The organism is Helicobacter pylori, assembly GCF_011175115.1.
GTDB lineage: Bacteria > Campylobacterota > Campylobacteria > Campylobacterales > Helicobacteraceae > Helicobacter > Helicobacter pylori_DF.
Window position 1 is genome coordinate 605952 of sequence record NZ_SHOW01000001.1, and the last position, 19055, is coordinate 625006.

16 protein-coding genes are annotated in these 19055 nt (G+C 38.8%); 6 read left to right on the plus strand and 10 right to left on the minus strand.

The window, feature by feature from the left end:
• Positions 1-56 precede the first annotated feature (56 nt).
• The 5 genes from EXS92_RS02860 to plsY form a co-directional block, all read right to left on the minus strand.
• Entirely contained in the window at positions 57-1229 is a 1173-nt protein-coding gene (locus EXS92_RS02860) for an aminotransferase class V-fold PLP-dependent enzyme (RefSeq protein ID WP_165515486.1), read from the minus strand.
• 225 nt (positions 1230-1454) lie between these two features.
• Entirely contained in the window at positions 1455-4046 is a 2592-nt protein-coding gene (locus tag EXS92_RS02865; RefSeq protein WP_165515487.1) for a TonB-dependent receptor, read from the minus strand.
• A 169-nt stretch (positions 4047-4215) separates the two neighbouring features.
• Positions 4216-4542 carry a Plug domain-containing protein gene (locus EXS92_RS02870; protein ID WP_120868360.1) on the minus strand — a complete coding sequence of 109 codons (327 nt, stop codon included), beginning with the start codon at positions 4540-4542 and terminating at the stop codon, positions 4216-4218.
• Positions 4526-4879 carry a FolB domain-containing protein gene (locus EXS92_RS02875; RefSeq protein WP_156578108.1) on the minus strand — a complete coding sequence of 118 codons (354 nt, stop codon included), beginning with the start codon at positions 4877-4879 and terminating at the stop codon, positions 4526-4528. Before EXS92_RS02875 ends, EXS92_RS02870 begins: the two co-directional genes overlap by 17 nt.
• Complete coding sequence (plsY, locus tag EXS92_RS02880) at positions 4876-5538, minus strand: glycerol-3-phosphate 1-O-acyltransferase PlsY (RefSeq protein WP_232261807.1); 663 nt, start codon at positions 5536-5538, stop codon at positions 4876-4878. The genes EXS92_RS02875 and plsY overlap by 4 nt, the downstream gene beginning before the upstream one ends.
• A gap of 105 nt (positions 5539-5643) precedes the next feature.
• On the opposite strand from plsY, the gene ccoG reads away from it, so the two are divergent.
• Positions 5644-7020, plus strand: a complete 1377-nt coding sequence (gene ccoG, locus EXS92_RS02885) for a cytochrome c oxidase accessory protein CcoG (protein WP_165515489.1) — start codon at positions 5644-5646, stop codon at positions 7018-7020.
• Between the two features lie 9 nt (positions 7021-7029).
• Here the strand turns inward: ccoG and EXS92_RS02890 are convergent, their stop codons facing one another.
• The gene (locus tag EXS92_RS02890) at positions 7030-8229 is read right to left on the minus strand and encodes a saccharopine dehydrogenase family protein (RefSeq protein WP_165515490.1); all 1200 of its coding nucleotides are present in this window, start codon (positions 8227-8229) and stop codon (positions 7030-7032) included.
• An 85-nt stretch (positions 8230-8314) separates the two neighbouring features.
• On the opposite strand from EXS92_RS02890, the gene gltS reads away from it, so the two are divergent.
• The 4 genes from gltS to EXS92_RS02910 are packed head-to-tail and all read left to right on the plus strand — an operon-like array spanning position 8315 to position 13647.
• A complete protein-coding gene (gene gltS, locus EXS92_RS02895) occupies positions 8315-9541 on the plus strand; it encodes a sodium/glutamate symporter (protein ID WP_165515491.1) in 1227 nt (408 codons plus the stop codon).
• Positions 9538-10572, plus strand: a complete 1035-nt coding sequence (locus EXS92_RS02900; protein WP_165515492.1) for a dihydrofolate reductase family protein — start codon at positions 9538-9540, stop codon at positions 10570-10572. Before gltS ends, EXS92_RS02900 begins: the two co-directional genes overlap by 4 nt.
• A complete protein-coding gene (locus EXS92_RS02905; RefSeq protein WP_077652100.1) occupies positions 10554-11270 on the plus strand; it encodes a tRNA1(Val) (adenine(37)-N6)-methyltransferase in 717 nt (238 codons plus the stop codon). Before EXS92_RS02900 ends, EXS92_RS02905 begins: the two co-directional genes overlap by 19 nt.
• 25 nt (positions 11271-11295) lie before the next feature.
• Positions 11296-13647: a heavy metal translocating P-type ATPase gene (locus EXS92_RS02910; RefSeq protein ID WP_165515493.1), complete on the plus strand. Its 2352-nt coding sequence runs from the start codon at positions 11296-11298 to the stop codon at positions 13645-13647.
• On the opposite strand, the gene EXS92_RS02915 is transcribed toward EXS92_RS02910, so the two are convergent.
• Positions 13644-14081 (minus strand): CopD family copper resistance protein, encoded by a 438-nt coding sequence (locus EXS92_RS02915; protein ID WP_000338917.1) that lies wholly within the window; start codon positions 14079-14081, stop codon positions 13644-13646. The two genes, EXS92_RS02910 and EXS92_RS02915, sit on opposite strands and share 4 nt — an antisense overlap.
• A gap of 182 nt (positions 14082-14263) precedes the next feature.
• Between EXS92_RS02915 and EXS92_RS02920 the strand changes: the two genes are divergently transcribed.
• Positions 14264-15427, plus strand: coding sequence for an outer membrane protein (locus tag EXS92_RS02920; RefSeq protein WP_165515494.1), 1164 nt, complete (start codon positions 14264-14266; stop codon positions 15425-15427).
• 57 nt (positions 15428-15484) lie between these two features.
• On the opposite strand, the gene EXS92_RS02925 is transcribed toward EXS92_RS02920, so the two are convergent.
• From EXS92_RS02925 to EXS92_RS02935, 3 genes are read right to left on the minus strand one after another with little or no spacing between them, the layout of a single operon-like run.
• A complete protein-coding gene (locus EXS92_RS02925; RefSeq protein WP_165515495.1) occupies positions 15485-17101 on the minus strand; it encodes an AlwI family type II restriction endonuclease in 1617 nt (538 codons plus the stop codon).
• Between the two features lie 6 nt (positions 17102-17107).
• Positions 17108-18007 (minus strand): Dam family site-specific DNA-(adenine-N6)-methyltransferase, encoded by a 900-nt coding sequence (locus EXS92_RS02930; protein WP_165515496.1) that lies wholly within the window; start codon positions 18005-18007, stop codon positions 17108-17110.
• Positions 18004-19005: a DNA adenine methylase gene (locus tag EXS92_RS02935; RefSeq protein WP_165515497.1), complete on the minus strand. Its 1002-nt coding sequence runs from the start codon at positions 19003-19005 to the stop codon at positions 18004-18006. Before EXS92_RS02935 ends, EXS92_RS02930 begins: the two co-directional genes overlap by 4 nt.
• Positions 19006-19055: the final 50 nt, after the last annotated feature.

Below are 19055 nucleotides of genomic sequence, written 5' to 3' on the forward strand. Positions count from 1 at the left end.
CATTCTCTATTGTGGGGGAGCGGCACATTTAAAAGAAATTTTATTATAGCGAATTTTTAAGCCCTGTTAAGGATTTCTTTTAAAACCAGAGCGATTTTTTCAAAATCTTTTTCATTCAGGCTAAAGACTTCAAAACACACAAATTCGCATGAAATTCTTGTAATAACGCCTTTTTGAAAAAGCCTTAAATAAAGTTTCTCACCATTTAAAGTGCGGGTGTTTTTGGGCTGGATTTTCACGCAAAAGGATTCCAATTCCCTACCAAACAAATTCCCTATTTTAGAAAAGCTAGAGGCGATGCTCACGTTCAATTCTAAGGGTTTTAAAAGGGCGTAGAGTTTCAAGGCTTTTTGCAATAAGGCGTCTTTAGTTTGGTGGAGTAGCGCATGGATTGTGATTTCTTCTTGGTGATTGACCCATGCGTTTAGGCTGCAAAAAAGCAAGGTGAGCGTGATTTTATCCGCTCTTAAGGCTCTATAAAGGGGGTGGTTTTTTAACGCTTCAACCCATTCTTTTTTCCCCATAATAATACCGGCTTGCACGCTGTTAAAGCATTTATCCGCACTAAAGCTTAAAAGCGATGGTTTTAGGGCTAAAACCTCTTCTAAAGCCGTTCTATTTAACAAATCCACATCCCCTAAATTGTAATAATCTATCAAATCATGCTCTTTGGCTAGGGCTTGCAAATCTTTAAAGGGCGTGTCTTTTTTAAAATGGGGGTTGTGGGTTTTAAAGAGCATTTTGCTGTTCTCATTCAAGGCTAAGCGGTAATCCCTTAAATAAGCGCGATTAATATTCCCCACTAAATGCAGCCTAGCCCCACTACTCAATAAAATATCTTTAAGGTTAAAATTCCCCCCCACTAATTCGCCATAAGAAACAACGATTTCTTTTTCTTGCACTAAAGCGTTAGCGATGAGAAATATCGCGCTGGTGTTGTTATTGACAATTAAAATTTCTTCAGTGCCAAAGCACGCCTTAAAAAGCTGTTTTAAAGGGGTTAAGCGGTTCGTTTTTTTAGCGGTGTTGAGATCGCATTCTAAATCAATGGGTTGGGTTAAAACTTCTTTTAAAGAAGGTTCGATTTTTTCATAAAATTGCGGGCTAAAAAACGATCGCCCATGAGTTTCATCAAAAACGCTCGCGCTCGCATTGATGATCTTTTGATAAGGGCTTTTCAAAAGATCCGGGGTTATTTCGGGCGTTTCTTTAGTCGTGATGTTAGCCATGATGAAAGCGTTTGGTTCCTTTTTTGAGAGCTAAAATAAGCGTTATTTTAAACTAAACCCGCTAAATTTTTGATAAAACTACTTTTTTAAAATCCTTAAGAGCGTTTGAATGAGTTTGTTGAGCGAGCGGAACTTTTTCCATAGAGTTTGGCGGTTTCTATAGGGCCTTTTCATGTTTGTTTCCATGTTCAAAATTCAAAAAGAAATCCTAAGATTTCTTTAATTTTAGAACTGATAGGATACCTCAAAACGCGCATTAAATCCAGGGGCTGGGAGTGCCATGCGTTTATTTTTAGGGATCATATCGCTCGCTGGAGCGTCCGCGCTCGCTTGCCACACGGAAGCCTGGCTGACATATTGCTTGTTTAAGATATTGTTAAACACGGCTGAAATCCTTAAACCCTGCCATTTTTTAGAAGTGGGAGTCCAGTTGATAAAGACATTATGCACGCCATACCCGGGTTTATGGATTTTCATCAAGCCGTATTGGGGGTAGTAGATAGAATAGCCTTCATAGAACATATTGGTTACAAAGCGTGAGAGCCAAGTTAAAGTAAGCCCCCATTTGTGGATATTGTAATCGGCTTTTAAGATAAACACATTCCCAGTCGTGGCGGCTAAAGCGTAAGTATCGGCTAATAAATGCCCCCTAGCTGTCGGCCAAGAGCGAGCTACTGAGAAAGTCCCTACGAAATTTTTATATTGCACATTCCCTGAAACTTCATAACCATAAATATTAATGGTTTCGGGTAAATTCCCTGACATGTTTTTTGCAGTCGCGTTACCCCCACCATTTTTAGAAGTGTCTTGCCCGTAGCTGTTGATGAAGTTATTGATGACTTGATAGAACGCTGCCCCGCGCACATTGAAATACTTGCTGTTGTAATCCACATTGAATTCCACATTTTGACCGATTGATGGGCGCAAGTTCCTTTGATAAATCACCGTAGGATCGCGCATCAAAACGCCATCGCCAGGCAAAGCCCCCTTAGTCACATACGCATAGCTCACTTTCAAACCGATGCTTTCAATGGGGTTATAAAGCACGGTTGCAGAAGGTGAAAATCCAGAAGTTACATGCGTGCGGCCATTTTTATCTAGCAAGGTGTAAATATCATAACGAGTTCCCGCACCCACGATGAGGTTTTTCAAGAGATTGTAGTTCGCTTGCATAAACCCACCGATGATATTCCCAATCGCATGCGAATTTTGGGGCATGTTACGATAGAGCGGGTTAGGCGCGTTCAGATTTTGAGGGTATTGAGAGCTTTGATCGGTGTAGTAATGGCGGTAAGGCAAGCCCGGCCCGTTAGGGTCGTTAGGATCAATGTTGTTTTTATAATAGCCGTTTTTGCCTTTATCCAATCCAGAGAAAACGCTCAGGTTTTGATAAATCATGCCGTATTCAAACACATTCCCATAATCTTCGCTAATGGGGTGGGTAACTTTAAAATTAACGCCCGAGTTGATTAAGAAAATCCTTCTGGCTAAAGTCCCCTCAGCGTCCGCATTCCCTAAAGTCCAATCGTTCGCGCTAGGGTTTTGAGCGTTAGGGGGGGTCATGTCATAATCAGGGTTTTTAGGGACAAGCCCATGATAAATATTAGATCCTGTGGAAATTGCAGAAGCGCCTTGCCAATTGATCGATCCCGGCTGCCCATAGCCTATTTGATAGCCTCCATCAGAAGGTCTGATAGCCCCTTGCGTGCACTGGCTGATATTGTCCGGGTTGTTACACCAATCTTTAACTTCAGGGATATAATCCGGATTAGCCGGCTCGTTAGAATTGTAAGCGAAAGGATTCACCACAGGGTTATAATCGCCCCCCCTTACCCCTAAAAAGGCCGTAGATTCAACGCGCGGCTGACTAAAACTAGTGCCTCCATCATGCTTGTATTTCAGACTCAAATTGTGGTTGAAGTTGATCGTATGGGCTAATTCTTTCCCAAAGTCAATCACAAAAGGCGCTGGCTGGCTTCCTGGGTCGTTGGCTTTGGAGAGGGCTGAAGTGGTGTTAGGGCGTAAAAGCCTAGTGGAATTCTCCCTTGTCATGTTGTAGCTTAAGCTGATGGTATCCGTGTCGTTGATATAGCCATTGACTTTACCTAAAACGCTATTGACTTCACTCGGAGTCCCTACGCCAATGTCGCTATTGCTCGGATCTTGCAAGTCAAAAGTAGGGTGGAAGAGATCCCTAAAAGCGTTGTTCCCGTCTCTGTAATAAAAAATATTTTGATGGTTGTAATAGGCTAGGATGTCCCAATTTTTACCGCGATAGGCTGCAGTGGCGTTCATGCGGTATCCAAAGTTAGTGTAAAAGCCCGCTTCCGCTTTAGCCCCATAAGTTTGGTTCTTTCTTAAAAAGTCGTTAGCGTCAATCGTGGTGAAAGACAATTTACCCGCAACCGCGCCTGGACCTGCTGAAGCGTTTGCTGCCCCCTTAATCACTTCCACTTCTTTAATCATGTTGGGATCGATCACGGTGTTAGCGTCATGGTGGAAAATGTTACCATTTTGAGCGACGCCATCTATCGTTACCCTTAAGAGACGGCTCTCAATCCCCCTAACATAGATCTTTTGCGCCATCAAGCCCCCACTAGCCACATTCACATCCGCTCGAGTCCTAAAAATATCACGGATTTGGTTGCTTTGGCGTTGTTGGAGCTCTTTCCTTTCAATATACATTTTATTGTTGTATTCAAAAGTCCTTTCACCCTTAGTGGTTACCTTACCCAAAGTGTGGGTATTTTCTTGAGCTTGCAAACTGCTAGCGACAATACAAGAGACAAACACGATACGAAATTGATTTCTAAGCATTTCTTTTAGCCTTTTTATTTACTTTTTTCTAAAAAATTTAGTCAAGTTTTAAACTTAAGGTTATTATTACATTATTCTATTTAATAATACCTTAAATTTGTTTTAGGATTAAGAAAATATGAAGAAAAATGTGATTGAATAAAGTTTTAGCATTTTATTGAGCGGCTGATTACTGAGCGACCGAATCGATCACTATGCGTGAAGAAGCGCTGCTGATCCCTCTTAAAAAAGTTTGAGAAGACACATTGATTTCAGCGTTCTGGCGGAAAATATCGCTTGGCTGGTTGCTTTGGCGTTCTTCTAAATCATGGCGTTTGATGATAATGGTATTCCCCCATTGAAAGGGCCTATAAGCGCGCTTTTTTTTAATAACAAAATGAGGTTCTAGATTTAAAAATTGCGCGTAACTCGGGAAATATAGCGGCTCTAATAAAGGGTTTATGGGGTGTGCTTTTAAAACCATAAGGAGGAAAAAGAGGCTAAAGATTGGTTTCATAGTAAATTTTCACGCTCGCTCCCACTTGAGAATTGGGAGAAATTTCTAACTTGCTGATTTTCAAATAAAGCTCAGAGATTTCATTATAGCGCGTTTTTAAAATTTGGCTCAAATCTTTCAGGGCGTCTTCAATGAGAAGGTATTGTTTTTCTCGCATGGTGTTTTGAATGATTTCTTGGATTTCCATGTAGTCCAAATAAGCCTTATTGGGTAATTCCGTGTAGAAAAGATCCACATTCACGCTTATTTTTTGGGGTTTTAAGCGTTCAAATTCTAAAATCCCTAAAATCGTTTCAAACACCAAGTGGTGGATATGGACGGCTTGTTTAGTTTTCATAAGATTTTCTTTTCTTTACCGGTCAATAAATTGAAAATATTGCCCAAATGCTTGATAAGGGTAAAAATAAAAATAAGCACCATCGGCGTTTGCGTGCCGACTTCTTTAAGGATATTGACGCTATCTGGGATATGCATATAAGGCACAAAAAAGATAAGAACAGTCGCTGTGCCTACCCCTAAAATGCTAGCGAGTGAAGAGATTTTAAGCACCTTACCCACAAAAAACCACACCGTCAAGCCGATCAGACTTTCAATAGGGATGAGTAACACCACAGAGCCCATGATCGTAGAAACGCCCTTGCCTCCATTGAAATTCAAAAAAGGCGAATAACAATGCCCTAAAATGCTCGCAATAGCGACCATCCATTGCAAACTATAATCCAACCCAAACAATTTGCTTAAAAAAACCGCAAACATGCCTTTGAATAGATCCAAGATTAAGACTAATAAGGCCATTTGTTTGGCGTTACTCACGCCCTTACTTTGTAAAGCGCGCAAGACATTCGTCGCGCCAATACCCCCCGATCCAATCTTAGTAATATCCATGCCATAAAAGATTTTCATTAACGCATAGCCAAAAGGAATCCCCCCAATCAAATAGCCCAAAAGGGCGAAAATCACATTGATATTGGTTAGGAAATTTAAAACGCTTTCCATAAATACCCTTTCAAATAAAATAGCGATCATTATAACATGTTGCTTTTTAAGTGAAAGCGTTAAGTTGTTAGGGTATAGTGGCTTAAAAATTTTAGGATATTGAGAATGCTTGAAACTTCTAGCCATTTTTTAAAATCGTTTCGTTTGAAGCGTTATATAGGTTTTTTATTGATTTCTTTAGCGTTATTAATCACGCCTTTCATTCGTATTGATGGGGCACATTTGTTTTTGATCTCTTTTGAGCATAAGCAACTGCATTTTTTAGGCAAGATCTTTAGCGCTGAAGAATTGCAAGTCATGCCTTTTATGGTTATTTTGCTTTTTATAGGGATTTTTTTCATCACCACTAGCCTTGGGCGTGTGTGGTGCGGTTGGGCTTGCCCGCAAACCTTTTTAAGGGTGCTTTATAGAGATGTGATTGAAACCAAGATTTTCAAACTCCATAAAAAGATCAGCAACAAGCAAGAAAGCCCCAAAAACACCCCAAGCTATAAGATCTGTAAAGCATTGAGCGTTTTATTGTTCGCTCCTGTTGTGGCGGGGCTAATGATGTTGTTTTTCTTTTATTTCATCGCCCCAGAAGACTTTTTTATGTATCTTAAAAACCCTAGCGATCACCCTATTGCTATGGGTTTTTGGCTTTTTAGCACGGCTGTGGTGCTGTTTGATATAGTGGTGGTTGCGGAGCGTTTTTGCATTTATTTATGCCCTTACGCTAGGGTGCAATCGGTGTTGTATGACAATGACACCTTAAACCCCATTTATGATGAAAAGCGCGGCGGAGCACTTTATAACAATCAGGGCCATCTCTTTCCCTTGCCCCCTAAAAAGCGCAACCCAGAAAACGAATGCGTGAATTGTTTGCATTGCGTGCAGGTTTGCCCCACGCATATTGATATCAGGAAGGGCTTGCAATTAGAATGCATCAATTGCTTAGAATGCGTGGATGCATGCACCATTACCATGGCTAAATTCAACCGCCCTTCACTCATCCAATGGTCTTCAACTAACGCCATTAACACGCGCCAAAAAGTGCGCCTGGTGCGTTTAAAAACGATCGCTTACATGGGGGTTATCGCTATTGTGATCGCTCTTTTAGCCATCACTTCGTTTAAAAAAGAACGCATGCTCTTAGACATTAACCGCAACAGCGATCTGTATGAATTGCGATCTAGCGGGTATGTGGATAACGATTACGTGTTTTTATTCCATAACACGGACAATAAAGACCATGAGTTTTATTTCAAAATTTTAGGGCAAAAAGACATTCAAATCAAAAAGCCTTTAAACCCTATCGCCATTAAAGCCGGACAAAAGATCAAAGCGGTAGTGATCTTAAGAAAACCCCTAAAAAGTAACGCCACAGAATACAAGAGTGCTAGAGACGCTTTAATCCCTATTACCATACAAGCTTATAGCGCAGACGATGAGAATATTGCGATAGAAAGGGAATCGGTGTTTATCGCACCTAGTGAAGATTGAAGCCTAAAACTAGCGCTCAATCACTTCGTAAGGCAAGCCTTGTTTGATCAATTCTTCCATGAAAGGATCGGTGTTTAATTCTTCTATGTTAAACACCCCGGCCCTAAAATGATCCGTGCTCCAAGTGTCATTGCAAATCATTTTAGCCGCACACATCGCTGGCACGCCGGTGGTGTAGCTTATGGCTTGCGAACCCACTTCTTCATAGCATTTTTTATGATCGCACACGTTGTAAATGTAGAGCGTTTTGTCTTGGTTGTTTTTAATGCCGGTCATATAGCACCCGATGTTGGTTTTACCGGTGGTGTCTTTGGCTAGAGTCGCTGGATCAGGAAGCAAGGTTTTTAAAAATTGTATCGGCACGATTTTTACGCCTTGATGCTCTATTTCTTTAATGCCTAGCATGCCGACATTTTCTAAGCATTTCATGTGGGTTAAATAATTTTGAGAGAAAGTCATAAAAAACCTCGCCCTCCTTAAGCCCTTAATGTTTTTGACTAACGATTCCAATTCTTCATGGTATAAAAGATACGAATCCATTTCGCCAATCTGCGGATAAGCCCACACCTGCTTGATTTCTAAAGGCTTGGTTTCAATCCATTTGCCATTTTCATAATAACGCCCTTTAGAGCTGACTTCCCTCAAATTGATTTCAGGGTTAAAATTCGTGGCAAAAGGGCGTTTGTGATCCCCAGCGTTGCAATCTAAAATATCTAAAGTGTGGATAGTGTCAAAATGGTGTTTTTGAGCGTGAGCGACATAAGCGTTAGTCACGCCCGGATCAAACCCAGCCCCTAAAACCCCTAAAATCCCTGATTCTTTATAAGCCTTATCAAACGCCCATTGCTCTTTGTATTCAAACTTCGCTAAATCCGGGTGCTCGTAATTGGCGGTATCAATGTAATGCGTTTTAGTCTCTAAACATGCTTGCATGATCGTTAAATCCTGATAGGGTAAAGCCACATTAACAACGACTTTAGGCTTGTATTTTTGGATTAAAGCGACTAAGGCTTGCGTATCATCAGCATCCACTTGTTCAACGCCAATTTCCCCCAAACCCTTTTTGAGCATGCTTTCTTTAATCGCATGGCATTTGTCTAAGCTCCTGCTCGCCAAAATGATATTTTTAAACACGTCTCTGTTCATGCCCATTTTGTGCACTACCACACTACCTACGCCACCAGCTCCAATTTGTAATACTGTATGCAAGGAACACCTACTTTCTAACTAATCTCGTTCTTTTAGGGGGGTATTATATTATAATAAGATAAATTTGATTAATAAGGATGCAGGCTTGCAAGAAATTAAGTTGGATATTTATGCCACTTTGGTGTGCATGGTTTTAGTGTTACTCTTGGGGCGTTATGTGATTTCTAAAGTCAAGTTTTTACGCGATTATGATATTCCAGAGCCTGTTGTGGGTGGGGTTTTAGTCGCTTTTTTTATCATGTTAGTGCGTCAGTTTTACAATTTTGGCTTGCAATTTGATTCTTCTTTAAAAGATCCTTTAATGCTGACTTTTTTTATCACCATTGGTTTGAGCGCGGATTTCAAATCTTTACAAAAAGGCGGGAAAATGCTTGCGGTCTTTTTGCTGGCTGTGGCGGGGTTTGTGGTGTGCCAAAATGCAGTGGGGGTTTCTATCGCTAGCCTTTTAGGGGTCAATCCTTTAATGGGGCTTTTAGGGGGGTCTATCGCTTTAGTGGGAGGGCATGGCACTAGCGCGGCATGGGCTAATTTTTTCACCCAAGCGCCTTATAATTTTAGCTCCAGCTTAGAAGTGGGTATGGTGTGCGCGACTTTTGGCTTGGTGAGTGGGGGGATTATTGGAGGGCCTGTCGCTAAATATTTGATTTCTAAATACAAACTAGAGCCTAAAGACACTAAAGAAAAAGACACTTTAGAGGGCGTGGTGTCTAAAGGCTTTGAAACCCCTAAAGAGCAGCGCCTAATCACCGCATCCAGTTTTGTGGAAACCTTAGCTCTAATTGCGATCGCTTTATTAGTGGGGACTTTTTTATCGCATCTGATGCCTAAAAGCTTCACTTTGCCGACTTTTGTGTGGTGCTTGTTTGTGGGGGTTATTTTAAGGAACGCTTTGTCGTTTTTTAAGATCCATAGCGTGTTTGACAGAGAGGTTTCAGTTATAGGGAACGTGAGTTTGAGTCTGTTTTTAGCCTACGCTTTAATGAGCGTGAATTTATTGGAATTGTTAAAACTCGCTGTGCCATTGGCGGTTATTTTGAGCGTTCAAGTGGCGGTTATGATCCTTTATGTGGTGCTTGTAACCTTTAGGGTATGCGGGAAGGATTATGATGCGGCGGTGTTGTGCGCGGGGCATTGCGGTTTTGGGCTTGGAGCGACCCCAACGGCTATGGTGAATATGCAAACCATCACCAACCACTATGGGCCATCGCATGTAGCGTTTATCGTCGTGCCTTTAGTGGGAGCGTTTTTTGTTGATATTATTAACGCTTTAGCGATTAAAGGCTTTTTGCTCTTGCCTTTTTTCCCATCATGAGACTTTATGAAAGTTTATTAGAAATTTGCTTGAATAAGGCGTGGGAGCATCAAACCCTAGCCTTAGAAAACCCAAGCGTGGCTTGCATGGTGCTAGATAAAAACCATGAGATCTTGAGTTTAGAAACCCACAAAAAAGCCAAAACCCCGCATGCAGAAGTCTTAGCCGCCAAATCAGCGCTAAAGATTTTACGCCCCAGTTTGAAAAACGATTTAGAAAAATTAGAAGACCCTAAAACTTTAAGCGATTTTTTAAAAACGCGCCACGATAACGCTTTTACAGACTGCGTTTTTTTAATCACCCTAGAGCCATGCAATTCTTATGGTAAAACCCCGGCATGCAGCGGATTGTTAGAAATTTTAAAGCCTAAAAGAGTGGTCATTGCCGCAGAAGAAAACGAAGCTAAAAAAGGGGGCTTAGCAAGGCTACAAAAGGCTCATATTGAAACAATGATTTGTCATAATTTAGAAAACAAGGCTAAGGACTTGCTCTTGCCTTTTAGAATAATGGAACAAAAGGGGCGTTTTAATTTGTTCAAACTCGCTTTAAGGATGAATGGGGATTATTACCATGGCAAGATCACCGGGCAAAAAAGCGTTATTTTCACGCACAACCAGCGAGCGGTATGCGACACTCTCATCATTTCTGGGAAAACCATAAGAACGGACAACCCCTTATTAGATACCCGCTTTTGCGATAATTTTTATCAAGGTAAAAACCCCAATATCGCTATTTTATCCAAGCACTCAATTAGCCCCCATTCAAAAGTTTTTTCTGCGCCTAATCGCTTAGTCAATACTTTCCATGACCCTAAAGATTTACCCCTAGAGAAAGGGTTTAATTTCATTGAAGGGGGGTGGGGATTGTTTGAGAGCTTGAGGGATAAAATTGATGTATTGCTTTTGCATTCGCATGCGTCTATGATTAATGAAGCGTTTAACGCATTCGCTTTAAAAACCCCTTTTAAAGGGCGGTTGTTGCATGCGCAAATCTTAGAAAATGAAGCCCTTTTATGGATAGAAAACTCTTAAGATTATACCAGCCCTTAAACGCTTATTCTTACAACAGCGATTCGCTTTTTTTATACGATTTTTCACGCCCTTTTATCAAAAATAGCGGCGCGATTTTAGACATAGGCTCAGGGTGTGGGGTTCTAGGCTTGCTCTGCGCTAGAGACAACCCGCTAGCGAGCGTTCATTTAGTGGAAAAGGATAGCAAAATGGCGTTTTGTTCCCAAAAAAACGCCCTTAAATTCCCTAACGCTCAAGTGTTTGAGAGCGATTTTTTAGATTTCAACCCTCCGATTTTGTATGATGTGATTGTGTGCAACCCTCCTTTTTATGCTTTAGGCTCTATTAAATCTCAAATTAAAGGGCATGCGAGGCACCAGAGCGAATTAGATTTCGCTTCTTTGGTGGCTAAAGTGAAAAAATGCCTGAAACCTAAAGGGTATTTTATTTTTTGCTATGAAGCCTTGTCGCTTTGCTTGGTGGTAGAGGGTTTAAAAAGCACTAAGCTCACGCTAGAGGCTTTAAGGTTTGTCCAAAGTTTTAAAGACAAAAACGCCCATTTGATGCTTGGAGCGGCTAGGAATAATTCCAAAAGCGCTCTAAAAGTTTTGCCCCCTTTAATCACGCACAATTCCAAAAACCAAAGCGACAACACCAAAGAAGTTTTAAGCATCTATCAAATTTGTAACACTTATTCTATCAAAGCGCTTCTAAACTAGCGCCCTTAAATTAAGGATTAAAAAAATGAAATGTTCGCATTGCCAGTTGGAGTTTAAAGAAAGTGAGCTTTTTAAAGAGGTGATCAATCATAAAGAATTGTATTTTTGCTGCACGGGGTGCGCTAGGGTGTATGCGTTATTGTTAGATTTGAATTTAGAGAGCTTTTATGACAAATTAAACGATTCCACTTTAGCCCCCGTAACGCCCCAAGATTCAATGAATATTTTAGAATTAGAACAAGCCCTTGAAGAAAACAATAAGGGCGAATTAATCCTTAATCTTTTGCTAGAAAAAACGCATTGTAACGCTTGCTTGTGGCTCAATCAAAAGGTTTTAGAGCGCTTAAAGGGGGTTAAAAAAGTGAGCGTGAATTTCACCACCCACCATTTGCAAATCGTGTTTGACAAGTCCTTAAACCCTAAAGAGATTATTCAAAAAATTGAGAGTTTGGGCTATGGGGCTAAAATTTATAACGCAAAAAATTACACCCTGAAAGCCCAAAAAGAGCAACGCTCCTACTTGCTCACTTTAAGCGTGGGGTTTTTTGCCACCATGAATTTGATGTTTATTGCCATTGCCAAATACGCAAGTTATGGTAGCGCGAGTTATGGTAGCGGCATGGATAAACTCATGCAAAGGAATTTGGATCTCGTATCGCTCTTTTTAAGCTTGTTGGTGCTAGTGGTGGTGGGGCGTTTTTTCATTAAGGGGGCGTTTTATGGGCTAAAAAATGGCGTTTTGGGCATGGATTTGAGCGTGTCTTTTGGGGCGTTATCGGCGTTTGTTTATTCCATTTATGCGATGTTGGTGTCCCAAGAGACTTATTTTGAAGCGAGCAGCACGATTTTAACGCTTGTTTTTGGCTCTAAGTTTTTGGAATTAAAGGCTAGGCTGTTTGCGAATGAAAAATGTCTGGCCCTAGAATCGCATGAAATCCATAGCGTGATTATTGTAGAAAATGGCAAGCAAACAGAAAAACACCCTAAAGATGTGGCGATAGGCTCTGTTGTTTGGGTGCCAAGCGGGGCTAAAATCGCTTTAGATGGCGTGCTTTTAAATAACGCGAGCGTGGATGCGTCTTTGATCAGTGGGGAGTTTAAACCTTTGGAATTGGGGGTTAATGATCCAATTTTAGGGGGTTATGTGAATGTGGGCGTGCCTTTTAGCTATCAAGTGAGCGCTGATTTTCAAAACTCACGCCTTTCTGGTTTGTTAGAAACTTTAAAAAAGAGTTTTTTAGAAAAACCCTTAATTGAGAGCAGCGCGAATCAAATTGCGGATATTTTTTCTAAAGCGGTGTTGTTTTTAGCCTTTATAAGCTTTTTATTATGGCAATTTGGTTTGGGGGGTGATTTTGAAAAAGCCTTAATGGTGTGTATTAGCGTGTTAGTCATCAGCTGCCCTTGCGCATTCGCCTTGGCCACGCCCATTGCGCTAGTGATAGGGGTGTTTAAAAACCCTTTGATCGTGTTTAAAGAAGCGTTATTTTTAGAAACTCTGGCTAAAGTGAAAAAAATCTTTATAGACAAAACCGGCACCCTCACGCAAAAAGAAGTCCTTTTAAAAGAAAAAATCATTTATGAAGAATTTGATGGAAGGCTTTTGAAGAGCCTTTTAAAAACCAGGGAGCATTTAGCCCATAGCGCGATCCTTAAAACTCTAAATGGCGATGAGGTTGATTTAGAAAAGATAGAGTTTTTCGCTCATGGCCTGAAAGCGAATTATCAAAACGAAACCCTGCTAGTGGGGAGTTTGAAATTTTTAAACGCTATGGGGGTTAATATAAAGGCTAAAGAGGGCGCTAATATCATGGTAGGCTTTGCGAAAAATAAGACTTTATGCGCGTTATTCATTTTAGAAGAGCGTTTGAAAGCTAACGCTAAAGAAGTCATTCATGCTTTGCAAAATAAAGGCTTAGAATTAGAGATTTTAAGCGGGGATAATGAAAGCTCGGTTAAGGAGTGCGCGAAAAAATTAGGGATTTCTAAATATCATGCCCATTTGACCCCTGAAGATAAGGCTCAAATCATCAGTTCTTATAAGGGCGTGTGCGCGATGATAGGCGATGGCAATAATGACGCGTTGGCCTTAAAACAAGCGAGCGTTTCTTTAGGGTTTGAAAAAAGCGCTTTGAGTAAAAGCGCATGCGATATTTTGCTTTTAGAAGAGGATTTGAGTTTGCTAGAAAAAGCGTTTCATAACGCTCAAAAAGTCTATCAAGTGGTGTTGCAAAACATTGTTTTGAGCTTGATTTATAACGCTATTTTAATCCCAGTCGCTATGCTAGGTTACATTAACCCTTTAATAGCGAGTTTGAGCATGAGCGCTAGCTCTCTCTTAGTGGTCTTAAATTCTTTGAGGTTGAAACGCTCTTAAACAAACCACATCGTCTTGGCTAAAATGGCGATTAAAAAGCCAAAAGCTAGAGCGATGTGATGGATGTATTTACCAATAGGGTTTTTCTTACCCAAAAACTTACATAATAAAGAAAAAAGCACCAAAAGAAAAATGCTTAACGCTAAGATCACTTTAAGCATGAGTATCTTTTGAAAAGGGGTTTCACACCAGCCTTTATCGCCCCCCATGTATTGACTAAGCATCATGCCCCCTGTTAAAACAAGCCCTAAAACGCATAAGGGCATGATTTTGATCGCTCTTTGAGTGATTCCTGTATTTGCCTTATTAGCAAACTCTTCGCCAAACATTTTCTTCACATTAGGGAAAATTACCATATCAAAAAACAAGTAGCCAATAAAAATAATGGCGCACAATAAATGAACAACTAACACATAAGGATAAATCGCATCCATTTAAAATCCTTTATTCATGGGAAAATTAAAGAGTTTTTAATCTACTATAAAAGGATTTTATTGTCAAGTAGCCCATTATTATGGGAATTTTAGGGGTGGTTTTTGTTTGACTTTTAAGATTGCAATTAGCTATAATAAAATAATTAAAAAAGTAACACTTAAGCGGAGTACCCTAGAGAGTGATGCTCAATTTTATGACAAAGAAGAAAAATAGAATGCAAGGTTGCAAAATGGTTTGTAAAAATTTTAATCGTAAGGAATCTGTTTTGATAGCTCAATCTTTAGATATTTCTAAAAAAGGTTCGGTAATTTTAGGCGCTCTTTTGAGTTCGTTATGGCTGACAAACTCCTTAAATGCCCATGAAAAGAATGGCGCGTTTGTGGGGATTAGCCTGGAAGTGGGTAGGGCTGATCAAAAGACCAACGCTTATAGAAACGGCGAGTTGTTTCAAGTGCCTTTTGGCGATGTTTCAGCCAATGATGATGGCAAAGTTCCTAACGGGCAGACCGGTGGCTGTCAGCCGGCTTCAGGGACGCCAGGAACGCCAGGCTATACTAAAGCTAACTGCGTGGTCAATTGGACTTCTCGCACCATGCTTAGCACCAATAAGGACATTCCTGGACGTAACCAGCCGATGTATGGGCTAGGCGTGATGACAGGGTATAAGCATTTTGTGGGTAAAAAAAGGTGGTTTGGGCTGCGTTATTATGGCTTTTTTGATTACGGGCATACCAATTTCTCTAACTCTAGGGCCGCTAACGCCATATCGCCTTTTTATTTGAGCGATCAAAAAGCAGACATGTATACTTATGGTTTTGGCACAGACATGCTTTTTAACATTATAGACAAGCCTAAAGCTACGGCCGGGTTTTTTGTGGGCGTGAATTTTGCGGGTAACACTTGGACTAATAATCGTGTGGGGTATTTTAAGGACGGGTATGTTTATGGCGTCAATACAGACGCTGACGCTTACATGACTAACGCTGATGGCACGATTACATGTGGGGACACGACGCCGGCGAGTTGTAATGTGGGGATTAACCCTAATAGCGTCTATACCACAGGAAAATTGAACGCTAAGGTGAATCACACGATTTTCCAATTTTTAGTGAATGTAGGCATTAGAACTAATATTTTTGAACACCATGGCATTGAGTTTGGTATCAAAATCCCCACGCTCCCTAATCACTTTTTTAAAGGCTCTACCACTATCAAAGAGCAAAGCCAAGGCCCGCTAAAAGACGGCAAACCAACCACTATCACCGGAGCAGAAACCAATTTCAGCTTGACCCAAACCTTACGCCGTCAGTATTCTATGTATTTGCGCTATGTTTATACTTTTTAAGTTTGGTAGGGTTTTAGGCAAGGATTAGGCAAGGCTTAGAGATGAAAGCTTGATTTGTCAAGCTTTAGGGTTGTCATTGAGTTGCAATAACTCTGTGCTGTTTTCTACTTTTTTGATAAAATCATTGATAGCATAACAGCGTATATTAATATTGTCTTTGAAATGGGCAAATCCCGCATATTCTTTGGCGTCATCATGGATATTTGGAGCCACAAAAACACTAAATTTCTCTCTAATATCAGCGCTATTTTTAATCAATTCTTTTAAATGTCTGGCAATAGGTATCATTTCCAAGGCGCTTTGACTTCTATCTCTAATCAAGCTCACTTCTATATAACTTTGGGCTTTTGTGTCCATAGCTACAATATCAGGTTTATTACCGCTTGCTGTGTATACGGGCAAGCCTTCATCATCGCTTTTATAATTGGGCATCACGCTTAAATTTTCAAAATGTTGTTTCAAGAAAATAGCGCTTAAAAATTCTAAGCGTAAAGGTTTATCAATGAGTCTTAAAAAATTATCTTTTGATTCTTGCTTGTTGCAAGTAATGAGTAATTCTTGCTTGATAAAATCTTTAGTATAAGTGGTTGCTAGTTCATTCAATTTACTTGATTTAACGCTCTCATTATCGCTGATTGGAGTAACGCTAACAAGAAAGCTATCCACGATCGCCATGTAGTTAAAAAAGGCGAGTCTGTTAGCTTGAGTGTCGTTTAAATAATCCCCTTTAAAAGTCTTATGGGTTTGTAAAATATAATCTATTTTATTACTTTCATTAGTATTAATATCAATAAACCTACCATTACCACGCAATGAAATAAGTCCTGTAATACGCATTTTTCTAATGTATTCATCAACGGCTTCGTTAGTGATTTGGCTCATTTTGAATCGTGTTTTATTAACACTTTCTAAAAGTTTTAGGCATTTTTCATAGATAAATTCATCTGAGTAACTGAATTCTGTTTTATTGATAGTAACAATTTCTTGTCTTAAATGAATGATGTAGTCATAAAGCCCATTAGCGTTATCGTCTTTCCAACAAAGTAAGATAGGGATTTCTTTGACAGAGAGAGGAGTCAGATTGGCATTTTTGAGCCGTTTTAAAAGCGAGAGCAATAATTTGAAAGGGTTGTTATGGTTTAAGTTCTTTTTGTAAGGGTTTCCCACTTCATATTTAGACAGAGCGTTTAAAAATATAGCCCCAACTACGCTTTCATCAACGCTTTCTTTAAAAGTATCGTTTTCTTTATCATAATAAGCAAGAATAAGCATCTTAGTGCTATCGCTGATGAGTATCTTCTCATATTTTGCATAGTAGCAAAACCCAAACTCACACATAAGCTTATACCAAGTGTCAAACCGACTTTCCCATCCATGCTCAAAACCCATCTCTTTATGATTTTGTGGGGATATTTCTATAATGCGTTCTAACTCTTCATCGCTAAAGATATATTCATTGGAGTCAAATTTTTCTTTCAATTCTTTATTTTGATTGATAGAAGTAGGTCTATAAAGCCTATGAACCAAAACGGATTTGACAATTTGCATGATCGTTGAAGATTGAAGAATTTGATTTTCAAACTTTCCTAAAACAGCTAAAAATTGTCCTATTCTTTTAGGGTTTCGCATAGTGGTTGAAAAGCTTAAAATTTTTCGTGCCGGTTTTTTAGTCATAATTAATCACCTATAATTAGTTACAAAGATTTCTTGACTATCTTCTTTAATGGTATTGTCATTATAACTGATATAATTACTTTTGATATTAAAAATATAATATTTTTTAGCCCATTCTTTTAAAATAAAATTAGTCTCTCCCTTGTGATAAACAAGATTAGTTATACCAAATAAAACTCCCTTTTTATCTAGGCCATCTAAAACACCATATAAGGCTATCTCATTATCGCTATCCCATAACTTGTTGTATTCACTATTGGAGATTAAATAAGGGGGGTCAAAATAAACATAATCATCTTTTAAATAAGTGGTGTGGTTAAGGAAATCAATATAATCATTATTATGAAAAATAATGGTGTTTTGTTGCATGAAGTCTAGGTAGTTTTTTAGGGCATTATAAACATTTTCGTTAAAATCTACATTACCTACGGGTAAATTAAAAAGCCCTTTAGAATTAAATCTAATCATGTGATTAAACCCATAAATTAAAAGCAAATACAAATAAAGCATGTTGTTTTGATTGGAGTTAAAATCAGCCCTTAGTTTTTCATAAGCTATTTTATTGTATTTAGCGTAGTAAGTTTTTATATATTGTTTTTTTAATTCATCAGGAGCTGTAATCCCCTTAAAAGAGAAAGACAAGCCATAATGAATGATGATTTTAGACAATTCATCAAAAAGCTCATAAGCATTGAACTTGCTTAAAGTTTTATGTAAATTGATAATATTAGTATCTATGTCATTAGCTAAGTATCTTTTAGCCTTAGTGTTTAAAAACACGCTACCTCCACCCACAAAAGGCTCAATAAATTGATTAATGTTATTTGGGAATAGCTTATTGAGCTGTGGCATGAGTTTATATTTATCCCCTACATAGAAAAAGGGAGAACGAATACTTTTTTTCAAGGTTTCACTTCCACTATAAATAAAAATTCTTTATGCTCTTTAAAATCAGTCTTTCCTGAATTAAAAAAACTATGAGCCTTTTCTTTAACGCTTAATTTTCCTTTTTGACTCAAAATTCCCACTAAATCTTTAAAGTCTATTTTATTTTGCGAAGAGCTAGACTTAGAATTATAGGTATTATTATAAGTTAAAGCAATCCTTTTACAATCTAGTTTTTCAATTAAATCGCTCAATTCTTTCTTGGCATTAGAGCGACAATATTCGCTCATGTTCTCGCATGATGGCTTTAAAGCTGTTCCATAGAGTTTGGGTTTTTTCCACTGCACTAAGTTTTCATAGAGATGATAAAACCGGCTGTATTGCCTTGAATTGTATGGAGGGTCAATAAAAACTAAGTCTATTTTTAAGGTTTTAGCCAATTCGTTAGCATCTTTTCTCTCTATCATGATATTTTTATCATGCTTTATAGGGCTAATAAGTTCAAAAATAAATCTATCTTGCAAAATCTCTTTTTTCCTATAAGCTTCATAATGCCCTACTGTGTTAGCTATCTTATCCATTGAATAAATCAAGCTTGTTAATAAAATATCTTTATTTAATTTATCTAAATTCAAGCTTTCTATATGCTCTCTAATGCTACCGATTTTGACGCAATCTTTATAACTGAAAAATTTGTCGCTAAAATGTTGGCTAAAATAATTTTCTTCTAGCTTTAAAGCTTGAGTATAATATTCTTTCAGTTCTTCAAGCGCTTTAAAATCAGCGTCTTGCCCCCTAAAAAAAGCATGGTAAATGACTTCATTAGAAAATAAAATATCATTTATAATAATATTTTTAATGTTAGGAATAGTGGCAAATTGACCAGCCACTACCCCACTTCCGGCAAAAATATCGCACACGCTTTTGATATTATTTAATTTTAAATTCCCAAATACCCACTCTATGAGTTTGGTTTTTGAGCCGATATACCGGCGGTTTTTTAGATTAAATCTTTCCACTAGCCACCTTTAAACTAAGAGGATAAAACCACTTAGTAATATGTAAGATT